The organism is Sulfitobacter sp. G5_S2_6_S6, assembly GCF_054968505.1.
Genome location: NZ_JBQKUI010000007.1, coordinates 84,727 through 98,188, shown reverse-complemented (window position 1 = coordinate 98,188; position 13,462 = coordinate 84,727). Strand labels below are relative to the sequence as shown.

The 13,462-nt window shown below is 59.6% G+C and carries 12 protein-coding genes; all 12 read left to right on the top strand.

Features of this window, described 5'->3' with window-relative positions:
• Positions 1–5: 5 nt before the first annotated feature.
• The 12 genes from ACTRWK_RS12660 to ACTRWK_RS12605 all read left to right on the top strand — a co-directional run bounded on the left by ACTRWK_RS12660 (position 6) and on the right by ACTRWK_RS12605 (position 13,458).
• A complete protein-coding gene (locus ACTRWK_RS12660) occupies positions 6–932 on the top strand; it encodes an SDR family NAD(P)-dependent oxidoreductase (protein WP_289082019.1) in 927 nt (308 codons plus the stop codon).
• 27 nt (positions 933–959) lie between these two features.
• The gene (locus ACTRWK_RS12655) at positions 960–2,156 is read left to right on the top strand and encodes an acetyl-CoA C-acyltransferase (protein WP_005848837.1); all 1,197 of its coding nucleotides are present in this window, start codon (positions 960–962) and stop codon (positions 2,154–2,156) included.
• A 6-nt stretch (positions 2,157–2,162) separates the two neighbouring features.
• The gene (locus ACTRWK_RS12650; RefSeq protein ID WP_005848839.1) at positions 2,163–2,810 is read left to right on the top strand and encodes a histidine phosphatase family protein; all 648 of its coding nucleotides are present in this window, start codon (positions 2,163–2,165) and stop codon (positions 2,808–2,810) included.
• 12 nt (positions 2,811–2,822) lie between these two features.
• Entirely contained in the window at positions 2,823–3,854 is a 1,032-nt protein-coding gene (locus ACTRWK_RS12645) for a phosphotransferase family protein (protein ID WP_074636810.1), read from the top strand.
• 1 nt (position 3,855) lies between these two features.
• The gene (locus ACTRWK_RS12640) at positions 3,856–4,653 is read left to right on the top strand and encodes an IclR family transcriptional regulator (protein WP_132997971.1); all 798 of its coding nucleotides are present in this window, start codon (positions 3,856–3,858) and stop codon (positions 4,651–4,653) included.
• A 464-nt stretch (positions 4,654–5,117) separates the two neighbouring features.
• Entirely contained in the window at positions 5,118–6,365 is a 1,248-nt protein-coding gene (locus ACTRWK_RS12635) for a branched-chain amino acid ABC transporter substrate-binding protein (RefSeq protein WP_168593217.1), read from the top strand.
• A 78-nt stretch (positions 6,366–6,443) separates the two neighbouring features.
• Positions 6,444–7,400: a branched-chain amino acid ABC transporter permease gene (locus ACTRWK_RS12630; protein ID WP_005848848.1), complete on the top strand. Its 957-nt coding sequence runs from the start codon at positions 6,444–6,446 to the stop codon at positions 7,398–7,400.
• Positions 7,397–8,737 carry a branched-chain amino acid ABC transporter permease gene (locus ACTRWK_RS12625; RefSeq protein WP_037941897.1) on the top strand — a complete coding sequence of 447 codons (1,341 nt, stop codon included), beginning with the start codon at positions 7,397–7,399 and terminating at the stop codon, positions 8,735–8,737. The genes ACTRWK_RS12630 and ACTRWK_RS12625 overlap by 4 nt, the downstream gene beginning before the upstream one ends.
• Positions 8,734–9,495: an ABC transporter ATP-binding protein gene (locus ACTRWK_RS12620; RefSeq protein ID WP_009824297.1), complete on the top strand. Its 762-nt coding sequence runs from the start codon at positions 8,734–8,736 to the stop codon at positions 9,493–9,495. Before ACTRWK_RS12625 ends, ACTRWK_RS12620 begins: the two co-directional genes overlap by 4 nt.
• Positions 9,495–10,199, top strand: a complete 705-nt coding sequence (locus tag ACTRWK_RS12615; RefSeq protein WP_005848854.1) for an ABC transporter ATP-binding protein — start codon at positions 9,495–9,497, stop codon at positions 10,197–10,199. The genes ACTRWK_RS12620 and ACTRWK_RS12615 overlap by 1 nt, the downstream gene beginning before the upstream one ends.
• Positions 10,200–10,300: 101 nt before the next feature.
• A complete protein-coding gene (locus ACTRWK_RS12610; RefSeq protein ID WP_037941898.1) occupies positions 10,301–11,503 on the top strand; it encodes a serine hydrolase domain-containing protein in 1,203 nt (400 codons plus the stop codon).
• Positions 11,500–13,458 (top strand): acetoacetate--CoA ligase, encoded by a 1,959-nt coding sequence (locus ACTRWK_RS12605; RefSeq protein ID WP_289082020.1) that lies wholly within the window; start codon positions 11,500–11,502, stop codon positions 13,456–13,458. Before ACTRWK_RS12610 ends, ACTRWK_RS12605 begins: the two co-directional genes overlap by 4 nt.
• Positions 13,459–13,462: the final 4 nt, after the last annotated feature.

Sequence of the window (13,462 nt, the reverse complement as noted above, 5' to 3'; positions counted from 1 at the left end):
CAATGATGGATATTCGTTTTGACAACCGCGTCGCTATTGTCACCGGCGCGGGCACGGGCCTAGGGCGCAGCCATGTGCTTGGCCTCGCGGCGCGCGGCGCACGGGTCATGGTCAATGATCTAGGTGTGACAACCGACGGGCAGGGATCTTCGTCGGCAGCTGCCGAAGCCGTCGCGCAGGAAATCCGCGACGCGGGCGGCGAGGCGATGGCGCATGGCTGTGATGTCTCGGACGAGGCCGGTGTCAAGGATATGGTCACGCAGGTCATGGACGCCTGGGGCCGCATCGACATTCTGGTGAACAACGCGGGCATCCTGCGGGACAAGACGTTTTCCAAGATGGAGATGTCGGATTTCCGCAAGGTCGTCGACGTGCATCTGATCGGGTCTGCGAATGTGACCCATGCTTGCTGGCCGATCATGCGCGAACAGAAATACGGTCGCATTGTGCTGACATCCTCGGCCTCGGGGCTGTATGGCAACTTTGGCCAATCCAACTACGGTGCGGCCAAAGCGGCGATGATGGGGCTGATGAACGTGCTGCATCTGGAAGGCGCGCGCGACAATATCCGCGTCAACACGCTGGCCCCCACAGCGGCCACGCGGATGACCGCCGATCTGCTGCCCGAACAGGCGCAGGCCCTGCTGGCCCCCGAAACGATCACCCCCGGCCTGCTGTACCTCGTCAGCGAGGACGGCCCCAGCCGTGTGATCCTTGGGGCAGGGGCGGGTGGCTTTGCCCAGACCCGTATTTACGAAACGGAAGGCGTGACCTTGACCGGCGACGAGAATACCCCTGAAGGTGTCGCATCTGCTTTCGACAAAATCACCGACGCAGGCGGCCAGCAAGAGCTGACCGATGCCTTTAGTCAAACGAAGAAATACGCGCTCAATGCAGCCAAGGCCCAGGGTCTTGATCTGGATTGGGGCTAACAGAAGAACTTTCAAAGGGAGATCACCATGCGTGACGCAGTAATCGTATCCACCGCCCGTACCCCGATCGGCAAAGCCTATCGCGGTGCGTTCAACGCCACCACACCACAGGCGCTTGCCGCCCACGCCATCGAGAACGCCGTGAAGCGCGCGGGTCTTGACGGGTCGGAAATCTCTGACTGTGTCATCGGTTCCGCCCTGCAGCAGGGGCATCAGGCCGGCAACATCGCGCGTCAGGCCGCCATCCGCGCAGGTCTGCCCGTGACCGTTGCAGGCATGTCGCTGGACCGTCAGTGCGCATCCGGCATGATGGCAATCGCCACCGCGGCCAAGCAGGTGATCACCGACGGGATGGACATTGTCATCGGCGGCGGTGTCGACAGCATCTCCCTCGTGCAAACGCCAGAGATGCGCGTCAGCGCCGACCCGTGGCTCAAGCAGAACAAGCCCGAAATCTACATGACCATGCTGGAAACAGCCGAAAACGTGGCAGAGCGCTATAACGTGAGCCGCGAAGCGCAGGACGAATACGCGGCGCGCAGCCAAGAGCTGACGCATCAAGCGCAACAGGCCGGCCGCTTTGACGACGAAATCGTCGCGATGACCACCACGATGATGGTTCAGGACAAAGAGACCAAAGAGATTTCAAAGCACGAAGTCACCTTGGAAAAAGACGAGGGCAACCGCCCCGGCACCACGGCGGAAAGCCTTGCCGGTCTGAAGCCCGTGTTCAAAGACGGCATCCACCTGCCCGAAGGCAAGTTCATCACCGCAGGCAACGCCTCGCAACTGTCCGATGGTGCCTCTGCCGCCGTGGTCATGGAAGCGAAAGAAGCCGAACGTCGCGGTCTTCAGCCACTGGGTCGCTATGTTGGCGTGATGGCCGCAGGCTGCGAGCCCGATGAGATGGGTATCGGCCCGATCTATGCCGTGCCAAAGCTGCTGGAAGCGCACGGGCTCAAGATCGAAGACATTGGCCTGTGGGAACTGAACGAAGCCTTTGCCTGCCAGGTGATCGCATCGCGCGACAAGCTGGGCATCCCGGACGAGCTGTTGAACGTGGACGGCGGCGCGATCTCTATCGGTCACCCCTACGGCATGTCCGGCGCGCGCATGGTTGGTCACGCGCTGATCGAAGGCAAGCGTCGCGGTGCCAAATACGTTGTCTGCACCATGTGTGTTGGCGGCGGCATGGGTGCTGCTGGCCTCTTTGAGGTTCTGTAAACCATCATGGGAGAGCTACTGGTCATCCGCCACGGTCAGGCGTCTTTCGGGGCTGACAACTATGACAAGTTGTCGGACCTCGGGCACCGGCAATCCGAGGCCGTCGGCCAGCTGCTCCGCGATACCGGCTGGGTGCCGGACCGGACAATCACCGGCACCCTGACCCGTCAGAAAGAAACGCTTGCCTCGATGGGATTCGAGGCAGGCGACACCCACCCCGGCCTGAATGAGTATGATTTTCAGAACCTACTGGACGCGCGCTATAAAGGGGCGGTTCCCGAACTGGTCAAGGGCGACCGCAAGGTGCATTTCCGTACCCTGCGCGAAACCGTCTTTCAGTGGCAGGCAGACGAGATCGAAGGCCCCGCCGAGACATGGGCCAATTTCACCGACCGCGTGGAAGCCGCCCGTCTGATCGCCTGTGCCGAAGGGGCGGAGCGCGTACTTGCCGTAAGCTCCGGTGGGGTGATCGGGCAGCTGACGGCCGCGTCTCTTGGCGCACCGCATAAAATGATGATGACCTTGAATCTGCAGATCAAGAACACATCCATCACCAAATTCGTCTTCACCAAATCCGCGTTTTTCCTGCATGAATTCAACGCGACCCCGCATCTGATGTCAGCCGAGACCGCTGACATGCTGACCTATAGTTAAGGAACGGTAGCCATGAGCACAGACACCCAGACACTCGATATTCCGAAGGTCAGCGCCTATCTGGAAAAACACCTTGAGGGCTTTGAAGGCCCGCTTGAGGTCTCCAAGTTCCAGGCCGGTCAGTCCAACCCGACGTTCCTGCTGAAAACCCCGTCGCGTAACTATGTGCTGCGTCGCAAACCGCCGGGCGTTCTGTTGAAATCCGCCCATGCGGTTGACCGTGAGTTCCGCGTGCAAAAGGCGTTGCAGGATACCGATGTGCCCGTGTCGAAAATGCACCTGCTGTGCGAGGATGACGACGTGATCGGGTCGGCGTTCTACATCATGGATCATATCGACGGGCGCAACTTCATGGACCCGCGCATGCCCGACATGGACAAGGCAGGCCGCGCCGGCGTGATTGACGAGATGAACCGCGTGCTTGCCGCCCTGCACGAGGTGGACATCGACGCGGTGGGTCTGTCGGATTACGGCCCCCCCGGTAACTATTATGAACGTCAGGTCGCCCGCTGGACCAAGCAATACCGCGCGTCCGAAACCGAAGACCTGCCCGCGATGAACCAGCTGATCGAAAAGCTGACCGCCAGCATCCCTGCGGATGACGGGCAGCGCACGCTGGTGCATGGCGACTACCGTATCGACAATATGATGTTCGAGAAAGACGGCACCAAATGTCTGGCCATTCTGGACTGGGAACTGTCAACCATCGGCCACCCTTACGCTGACCTTGCGGCCGTTATCATGCAGTGGCAAATGCCCGCGGGCACCGAAGGGCGCGGCTTTGGCGGTGTGGACCGCGCAGCGCTTGGCGTGCCGAGTGATGCGGAATTCATCGCCAAATACTGCGAACGCCGCGGGCTGGACGGGATCGACAACTTTGGCTTCTACCTCGCCTTTTGCTTCTTCCGCATGGCGGGGATCATTCAAGGCGTATTGAAACGCGCGCTGGACGGCAATGCCTCCAACCCCGAGCGGGCGATGAAGGTCGGGGCCTATGTCCCTGTGTTTGCGGAAAACGGGCTAAAAGCGCTGGAAGGCAAGTAAGATGGCCTCCAACGAGTTCGCAACAGATCCGGCAGAGACGAAGGACAGAAACTTTGTCACGGCGCTTGCCCGCGGGCTGGATGTGTTGCGCTGCTTTCGGGAAAACGAAACAGCCCTGACCAACACGGATTTCTCCGAACGGACAGGGCTGCCCAAGGCGACGGTGTCGCGCTTGACCCATACGCTGGTGGAACTGGACTATCTTGTCGCCGACGCCCGCACCGGCACCTATCGGCTGGGAGCAGGGGTGCTGCAGCTTGGCTTTGGCGTGCTGTCGAGTATGGAGATCGGCGACCGCGCGCAGGAAGAGATGCGCAAGCTGCGTGACGGGCCCAATTCCTACGTCACCATCGCGATCGGAGAGGTCCACCGGCTGGACGTTGTCTATATCGCGACCAAACGCTCGCGCGAGGATGTCGCGTTGCAAATTCGCGTAGGGTCACGGCTGCCGCTGTTTGATTCCGCCATTGGTCGCGCCATCCTGACCGGCATGTCCGACGAAAGCCGCGACCGCGCGTTCCGCTATGCTGCAGCCGAAGGGCCCGAGTTCGAAACCCGCGCGCGCGACAGCTATGCCGCCGCGATGAAAGAGTTTGCAGATAAGGGATTTTGTTCAAGCTATGGCGATTGGCGTCCCGATGTGAACGGCATCGCGGTACCAGTGTTTTCGCCCAACGGATCGCAGGTTTACGGGCTGAATGTGGGCGGCCCCGCTTTCCACGTGAAGAAACGGCAACTTGAAACGACCTATGCACAGCTTTTGTCGGCAGCGGCGCAAGCCATCAGCATCCGGTTTTAGGGTGTGGACCCGCAGGACGGGAGAATCAACTTGGCCGGTCGTATAGATTTCAACCACCGCTGCCAGCAGCTTCGTTCCAGTGGCTGGAATTGGCAAAACTGCGGTGCCATGACAATTGTCAGGATCGCACCCGCCGTCGCAAATTTTTTTTGAATAGTGTCCAGCGGACATCTGTCAGGCACCGCGTAAAAACTGATCAGCCGTCACAATCTTGTGCAATTCATTAATACATTTATTTTCAAATGCTTATTTCTGACCCTGCGTCAAAAAACGGCAGCGGGCAAAATTTCACGCAGGTGATTTCGCCCGTACCGTCACGCAATATATGGCATAACCGACGGTGCAGGCTCGCAACTTATGAATAGAGGCGCTTGACAATAAATCGCATTATGCAAGGCTCTTCCCAAGGTCTGGCAATCCAAAAAACGCATTAAAAGCGCCGGGCCGTCCTTGGGAGGATTAAAATGAAAAATATCGCTAAGTACGGCGCGGTTTCCGCGCTTTCTTTGGTCATTGGCGCGAGCGCAGCCTTTGCCGAAAACATCAAGATCGCGTTCATTGACCCGCTGTCAGGTCCATTCGCAAGCACTGGCACCAACGGCCTGCATCAGTTCGAATTCGCGGCTGATTACATGGTAAACGACAAAGGCGGTCTGCTGGACGGCCAAAAAATGGAAGTGCTGCCTTTTGATAACAAGGTCAGCCCCAAAGAATCCCTTATTCAGCTTCAGGTCGCGATTGACCAAGGCGCGCGCTACGTCGTTCAGGGGAACTCCTCTGGCGTCGCGAACGCATTGACCGAAGCCATCGACAAGCACAACCGCCGCAACCCCGACAGCCGTGTTCTGTTCCTGAACTATGCCGCTGTGGACCCTGCGCTGACCAACGACAAATGCAACTTCTGGCATTTCCGTTTCGACGCCAACTCTGACATCAAGATGGACGCGCTGACCGATGTGATCGTTCAGGACAAGGACATCAAGAAAGTCTACATCATCGGGCAGGACTATTCCTTTGGTAAGGCTGTGTCTGCCGCCGCTAATGAAATGCTGGACGCGAAAGGTGACGGCATCGAGGTCGTCGGTGACGAACTGCACCCCATCGGCAAGGTGAAAGACTTTACCCCCTACGCGCGCAAGGTTGTATCCTCTGGTGCGGATGCCGTGATCACCGGGAACTGGGGCGCTGACATGCTGGGCATCGGCAAGGCGATCATCGACAACGGGTTCGAAGGGCCGATCTATACCTATTACGCTGCGGGTTCCGGCATCACAGCCGCCTTTGGTGAAAGCGGTAAAGACAAAATCCGCCTGATTTCGCAAGGCAGCATCAACCCGATTGCTACCGAAGAAGCGCGCGACACCTACAACGCCTTCCTCGAGAAGTATCCAGACGGCAACATCGACCAAAGCCGTATCTTCAACACCATCGGTATGCTGGCCCAGGCCATCACCGAAGCGGGCTCCGCCACAGATGTGGTCGCGGTGGCCAGCAAGCTGGAAGGCATGGAATACGACAGCATGTGGGGTGGTAAACTGTTCATGCGTCCGCAAGATCACCAGATCATTCAGGACATGCATGTCGGCGTCCACACAAACGACAACCTGGACTTTGACTATGACCAATCCGGGTATGGTGTCGTGACTGAATCGACCGTCGAAATGGCGTCGATGGACAGCCCGACAACCTGCGAGATGAAGCGCCCCGAATAAGGCGATTTCTCTCGGGTCCGCCTGCGCTGGCGGGCGGGCCCCTCTTGCACCTTGCCACCACACTACTGGAGGGGCCTCATGGACCTCATTCTCGTCAACCTCATCGACGGGCTGGTTACTGGATTGCTGTTGTTCATGCTCTCCGCCGGTCTGACCCTAATTTTCTCGATGATGGGTGTTTTGAACTTCGCTCACGCCAGCTTTTACATGCTTGGTGCCTATTTCGCCTACCAGATCAGTCTTGCGCTCGGCTTCTGGATGGGGCTGCTGATCGCGCCGCTCGTCGTGGGTGTGATGGGGGCAGGGGTTGAACGCTACGGCCTGCGCCGGGTTCACCAATACGGACACGTGCCCGAACTGATCTTTACCTTTGGTCTGGCGCTGTTGATCGAAGAACTGGTGCAATTCATCTGGGGCAAGAACCAACTGCCCTACGCCATTCCTGACGCGTTGAACTTTACCGCGTTTGCGATCTCGGGGAATTCGATCCCCGCTTATAAGATATTCATGATCTTCATCTCGATCAGCATCTTTATCGGGCTGCTTTACGTGCTGACCAAGACCCGCGTCGGCATGATCATTCAGGCCGCGCTCAGCTATCCGCGCACGGTCGAAGCCTTGGGCCACAATGTGCCGCTGATCTTTATGGGGGTGTTCGGGGTCGGCACGGCGCTGGCCGGTGTGGCCGGTGTGATTGCCGGACCGGTGCTTGGCACCTTCCCCGGTATGGCCTTTGTGCTTGGGTCGATCGTGTTCGTGACCATCGTGATCGGCGGCCTCGGGTCGCTCTGGGGGGCGCTGATCGCGTCGCTTTTGATCGGCTGGATCACCACTTTCGCCAAATCCTATAACATCGAGATGGAGAATATCCTGACCGGCCTTGGCATCTCTAAACCCGAGAGCCTGGATGACAGCATATTCCGCGACTTCTGGAGCCTCACCAGCCCGCAGATCGCCGACATCTTGCCCTATATCCTGATGGTGCTGATCCTCATCTTCCGCCCGGCAGGTCTTTTCGGAAAGCGCAGCTCATGACAGTTTCAGATCCAAGAACCGACATTCCCAAAGGCGCCCGCCCGAAAGAGCAGATCACCACGGACCCGTCCAAACCCGCGCAGCGTATGCGGTCAGGGTCCCTGGTGCTGACATTGGCCCCCTGGGTCATTGCCTCTGTCGTGCTGGCCATCCTGCCGATGGTGTTTACCAATAACTCGGCACTGACGATCATGAACCAGATGTCGATCACGATCGTTTTTGCGCTGGCCTATAACATGCTGCTCGGGCAGGGGGGTATGCTGTCCTTTGGCCATGCGGTCTATGCCGGTGTGGGCGGCTTTGCCTGTATGCACATCATGAACATGTCCGATTTTTTCTCGACCATTCCCCTGGTGATCCTGCCGGTGTTTGGTGGTCTTTTCGGCATGGGTCTGGCCATGATCGTCGGCGCGTTTTCGACCCGTAACGCGGGCACGGTATTCGCCATGATCTCGCTGGGTGTGGGCGAATTGATCGCGGCCTGTTCCGTCATCATCGTCGCGTTCTTTGGCGGCGAAGAAGGCATCAGCGGTGACCGGACCTACGCGCAGCCTTTCTTTGGCGTCGAATTCCTGCAACAGATCGAGGTCTATTACCTGACCGCTGGCTGGGTCGTGATCTCTGCCGCGCTGATGTACCTCTGGAGCCGCACCCCCGTGGGTCGCATGGCAAACGCCGTGCGCGACAATCCCGAGCGGGCAGAGTTTCTGGGCTATTCCTCGCGGTGGGTCCGCTTCTACAGCTTTGTCGCCTCTGGCTTCTTTGCAGGCGTGTCCGGTGGGCTTTTCGCGATCAACTACGAAATCCTGACCGAGGAAAACCTGAACACCGCCTCGTCAGGGATCATCCTGCTGGTGACCTTCCTTGGCGGCGTCGGGTTCTTCTTTGGCCCGATCATCGGGGCCATCGCCTTTACCCTGCTGCAAACCGTTCTGAGCCTGTCGACCGAGCTTTGGGCCTTTTATGCGGGCGTCCTGTTCCTATCCACGGTGATGTTCTTCCCCGGTGGTCTGGCGGGTCTGCTGATGATGCATGTGCCTGTGTTCAAGCTGGGCAAGGCATCGACGTTGATCATGCCCTATCTCAAGACGCTGCTGCCAGCGGCAATCGGTTTGATGGGGCTGGCCGCGCTGGTCGAGATGACGTTCCACTATCGTCATGGGGCCACGGGTGACAATGAAATGACCGTCTTCTGGACCACATTCGACAGCCACACGCTGATGCCGTGGCTGGTGGCGGGCGCGGTCGCGCTGATCGGTCTGGGCATCGCCAGGGCCACAGCACCGGCGTTGAAAGACGCCTGGAACGAAGCAAACACAGCAGGAGGCGCGTCATGAGCACACCCGCACTTGAACTGACTGGCCTCAAGAAAAGCTTTGGCAAGGCCGAGATCATCCGCGGCATCGACCTGAGCATCGGCAAGGCGGAACGCCACGCCGTGATCGGGCCGAACGGCGCGGGCAAATCGACGCTGTTCAACCTGATCACCGCACGGTTTGCGCCTTCGGCTGGAACGGTAAAGCTGCACGGCGAGGATCTGGCCGGGCTCGAACCCTTCCAGATCAACCGCAAGGGGCTAAGCCGCTCGTTCCAGATCACCAACATCTTTCCGGCGATGAGCGTGTTTGAAAACGTGCGCTGTGCGCTCTTGTGGTCGCAGGGCTATAAATACAGCTTCTGGAATCTGGTGAACCGGTCCCGTGAACTGACCGAGGGCGCGGACCGCATCCTTGACCAGATCAACCTGCTGGAACGGCGCAACCTGCCCGCGGGCACCCTGTCTTACGCCGAACAGCGCGCGCTTGAAATCGGGATCACCATCGCGGGCGGTGCCGATGTCATCATGCTGGACGAACCGACGGCGGGGATGAGCAACACGGAAACCGACTATATCACCGACCTGATCCTCAAGGTGACCGCGGGCAAGACGCTGATCATGGTGGAACATGACATGAGCGTGGTCTTCGGTCTCGCCGACCGGATTTCGGTGCTGGTCTATGGCGAAATCATCGCCACCGGAAAACCCGAAGAGGTGCGTGCAGACGCCCGCGTACAAGAAGCCTATCTGGGCGCCGCATTGGAGGCAGAACACTAATGATGCTCGAAGTCACGGATATGCACGCCTTCTACGGCAAGTCCCACATCCTTCAGGGGGTGAACCTGAACGTCAAAGAAGGCGAGATCGTCGCGCTTCTGGGGCGCAACGGGGTGGGGCGGTCTACCACCTGCAAGGCCATCATGGGCGAGGTCGAACCTAAAGGATCGGTCAAGTTTCAGGGGCAGGAGATCAGCGGCAAGAAAGCCTTCCAGATCGCCAATATGGGGATCGGCTATGTGCCCGAGAACCGCGATATCTTTCCCGGTCTCACCACGCGGCAGAACCTGACGCTGGGTCTGAAGCCGGGCCAGAAGGATGGCGCGGGCCGTTGGTCGATGCAGTCGATGTTCGACATGTTCGAAAACCTCGACCGCCGCGCCGACGTCGAAGCCTCGGTTCTGTCGGGGGGGGAACAGCAGATGTTGACCATGTGCCGCACGCTGATGGGCGACCCCGATTTGGTCATGATCGACGAACCCACCGAAGGTCTGTCCCCGCAGATGGTGCAGAAGGTCGCCGAGGTGCTCAAAGAGATCGCCAACCGCGGGATCTCAACCCTGCTGGTGGAACAGAAACTGTCGATCGCGATGGACATCGCGGATCGGGTCTATGTCATGGGGCATGGTCAGGTGGTCTATGAGGGCACGCCGGCTGAATTGCGCCAGCGTGATGATGTGCGCAAGGAATGGCTTGAGGTCTGATGACCTAAGCCGGACCATTACCAGTAAATCATCTATTGAAATCGTCGCGGTCCGCGGCCTCATCCTCCTGAGGCGCGGTCGCGGCTCGGGAGGAAAGTTTTTTGGCGTTCGACACAAATAAACTGGGCCGCATCGGGGACTGGATGCAGACCTATGTGGACCGCAAACGGTTTGCCGGGTGTTCGGTGCTGGTGGCGCAGGGCGGGCAAGAGGTCTACTTTGATGCCAAGGGCCAGCGCGACACGGATACCGGCCAGCCGTTCACACGCGACACGATCGCCCGCATCTATTCGATGACCAAACCCGTCACCTCGGTCGGCATCATGATGTTGGCGGAACGCGGGCTGTTCCACCTTGATGCGCCGGTGTCTGATTTCATCCCCGCTTTCGCCGATATGCGCTGCCTGATCGACGGCGCGACAGCGGCGGATCAGACCGAACCCTGCCAGACGCCGACACTGCACCAGCTGCTGACCCATACCTCGGGGCTGAGCTATCCGTTCAACCCCGGCATCACGGCAAAGGCAATGGACGAGGCCGACATCCTGTTCCGCGCCGATCAAGGGTCGCTGGCAGAGATGACCGACCGCGTCGCCGCATTGCCGCTGGCGTTTCACCCCGGCACCCGTTGGGAATACTCCGTAGGCATCGACGTGCTTGGCCGCGTGATAGAGGTCGTTTCGGGCAAGTCGCTAGAGGCGTTTCTGGTTGATGAAATCCTTGGCCCCCTTGGCATGGACGAGACGCGGTTTTCCGTGCCCTCAGGTGGCATTGACCGCTTTGCCTCGCTTTACACCCCGCTGGCGGGCAGCGCCTATGGCATGAACGCGGCCAAACCAGATACGCCCGTGCTGCGCTGCGTGGACAAGCCCGACACGTCCCCCTTCCTGAACGCCGAGATGCATTCTGGCGGCGGCGGACTGGTGGGCACCATTGATGATTACCTCAAGTTCACCGAGATGCTGCGCACCGGTGGGGCGGGGCTGATCTCGCCCAAGACGCTCGACTTTATGATGCGCAATCATCTGCCCGGCGACATCGCGTCGATGGGGCCCGCCAGCTTTGCCGAACAACCGATGGAAGGGATGGGCTTTGGCCTTGGCGGTGCCGTGGTGCTGAACCCCGGTCGCGTCCGCGTTCCCAGCAGCCTAGGTGATTTCAGCTGGGGCGGCATGGCCTCTACCTTCTTCTGGATTGACCCGGTGCTGGATCTGTCTGTCGTATTCTTCACGCAGCTTGCGCCGTCCAGCTCGTACCCCGCGCGCCCCCAACTCAAGGCCCTCATCCACGGAGCGATGACATGAACGATATCCTTTGGACCCCGACAAAAGAGCGCGCCGATGCCTCGACCATGGCGGAATTTGAACGGTTCCTGAAAGACCAACGCGGGCTGACGTTCGACCACTACAACGCCATGTGGGAGTGGAGCGTGACCGACCTTGACGGGTTCTGGTCCGCGATCTGGGACTATTTCGACGTGCAGGCCAGCGCGCCCTACACGACCGTCATGGCAAAGCGTCAGATGCCCGGTGCCGAATGGTGCCCCGGCGCGATGCTGAACTACACCGACCAGATCATGAAGCATGTGGACAGCCAGCCTGACGGCGATGCGCTGATCGTTCAGTCCGAAACCTTTGGCCGCAAGCGTCTGTCGTGGTCCGAGCTGCGCGCACAAGTGGCAAGCGTCGCCGCGCATCTGCGGGATATGGGCGTGACCAAAGGCGACCGCGTTGTTGCCGTGCTGCCCAATACCGAAACCGCGATGATCGCCTTTCTGGCCACCGCGAGCATCGGCGCGATCTGGTCGCTTTGTGCCCCCGATATGGGTCATGTCGCCATTCTGGACCGGTTCAAGCAGATCGAACCCAAGGTGCTGATCGCGCAAGACGGCTATGTCCACGCGGGCAAAACCGTGGACCGTCGCGAGATCCTCGCGGGGCTAGAGGCGGCGCTGCCCAGTCTCGTGCAATGCGTCACGGTGCCTTTTGTCGGGGATCTGCCCAAGGGTCATATGGCGTGGGACAGTCTGCTGGACCGCGACGCACCCTATGAAAGCACGCAAGTCCCCTTCGATCATCCGCTGTGGATCGTCTATTCCTCCGGCACCACCGGCAACCCCAAGCCGATCGTGCACGGGCATGGCGGGATCATTTTGGAATCCGCAAAACAATCGCTACACCATGATCTTCGGCGCGGCGGACGCTATTGCTGGCTGACATCCTCGGGCTGGATCATGTGGAACTCGCAATTCACCGCACTGGGGCAGGGCACCACGGTCGCGATGTTCGACGGGGCACCGAATTATCCTGACATGGGCGTGATCTGGCGCTTTGTCGCGGATGAAAAGCTTGATTTCTTTGGCGCGGGCGCGGCCTTCTTTAGTGGTTGCATGAAGGCAGGGCTGACCCCACGGGACGAGGTCGACCTTTCTGCGCTGCGCTCGCTCGGCTCGACCGGATCACCGCTGAGCTCTGATGCCTATGACTGGATATACGCACAGGTGAAGCAGGACGTCTGGCTGGCGCCTATCTCGGGCGGGACCGATCTGGCGGGGGCCTTTGTGCTGGGCCATCCCGGCATGCCCGTGCGCGCAGGTGAAATGCAGTGCCGCGCGCTTGGCAACGCGGTGCGTGCCTTCGACGAGGATGGCAATGACCTGACCGGCGTTGTGGGCGAATTGGTCTGTACCGAGCCGCTGCCGTCGATGCCGCTGTTCTTCTGGGGCGACGATGATGGCAGCCGCCTGCACGACAGCTATTTCGACACCTATCCCGGCATCTGGCGCCACGGCGACTGGATCGAGATCAACGAAAACGGCGGGTCGGTGATCTATGGCCGCTCTGACGCGACGATCAACCGCAAGGGTCTGCGCCTTGGCAGTGCGGAAATCTATCAGGCCGTCGAAGGGCTGGACGAGGTGATGGACAGCCTTGTTGTCGACCTCGAATTTCTGGGCCGCGAAAGCTTTATGCCGCTCTTCGTGGTGCCGGCCCAAGGCGTCGCCTTTGATGACGCCTTCAAGGACAAGATCAACGCCGCGATCCGCAAGAACGTCTCGGCCCGGTTCATTCCGAACGAGATCATCGAGGTCGCCGAGATCCCCCGCACCCTATCTGGCAAAAAGCTTGAGGTTCCTGTGAAAAAGCTATTGCTTGGGCAGGATCCGGAAAAGGTGGTGAACAGGGATTCAATGGCCAATCCGGACAGCTTTGATTTTTATGTCGCCTACGCCAATGCGCGTGCGACCCAGAAGGACTGAACCC

What these genes read in the sequence shown, in the direction of transcription:
- ACTRWK_RS12660 (WP_289082019.1), top strand. Translation starts at nt 6, where the DNA reads ATGGATATTCGTTTTGACAACCGCGTCGCTATTGTCACCGGCGCGGGC.
- ACTRWK_RS12655 (WP_005848837.1), top strand. Translation starts at nt 960, where the DNA reads ATGCGTGACGCAGTAATCGTATCCACCGCCCGTACCCCGATCGGCAAA.
- ACTRWK_RS12650 (WP_005848839.1), top strand. Translation starts at nt 2,163, where the DNA reads ATGGGAGAGCTACTGGTCATCCGCCACGGTCAGGCGTCTTTCGGGGCT.
- ACTRWK_RS12645 (WP_074636810.1), top strand. Translation starts at nt 2,823, where the DNA reads ATGAGCACAGACACCCAGACACTCGATATTCCGAAGGTCAGCGCCTAT.
- ACTRWK_RS12640 (WP_132997971.1), top strand. Translation starts at nt 3,856, where the DNA reads ATGGCCTCCAACGAGTTCGCAACAGATCCGGCAGAGACGAAGGACAGA.
- ACTRWK_RS12635 (WP_168593217.1), top strand. Translation starts at nt 5,118, where the DNA reads ATGAAAAATATCGCTAAGTACGGCGCGGTTTCCGCGCTTTCTTTGGTC.
- ACTRWK_RS12630 (WP_005848848.1), top strand. Translation starts at nt 6,444, where the DNA reads ATGGACCTCATTCTCGTCAACCTCATCGACGGGCTGGTTACTGGATTG.
- ACTRWK_RS12625 (WP_037941897.1), top strand. Translation starts at nt 7,397, where the DNA reads ATGACAGTTTCAGATCCAAGAACCGACATTCCCAAAGGCGCCCGCCCG.
- ACTRWK_RS12620 (WP_009824297.1), top strand. Translation starts at nt 8,734, where the DNA reads ATGAGCACACCCGCACTTGAACTGACTGGCCTCAAGAAAAGCTTTGGC.
- ACTRWK_RS12615 (WP_005848854.1), top strand. Translation starts at nt 9,495, where the DNA reads ATGATGCTCGAAGTCACGGATATGCACGCCTTCTACGGCAAGTCCCAC.
- ACTRWK_RS12605 (WP_289082020.1), top strand. Translation starts at nt 11,500, where the DNA reads ATGAACGATATCCTTTGGACCCCGACAAAAGAGCGCGCCGATGCCTCG.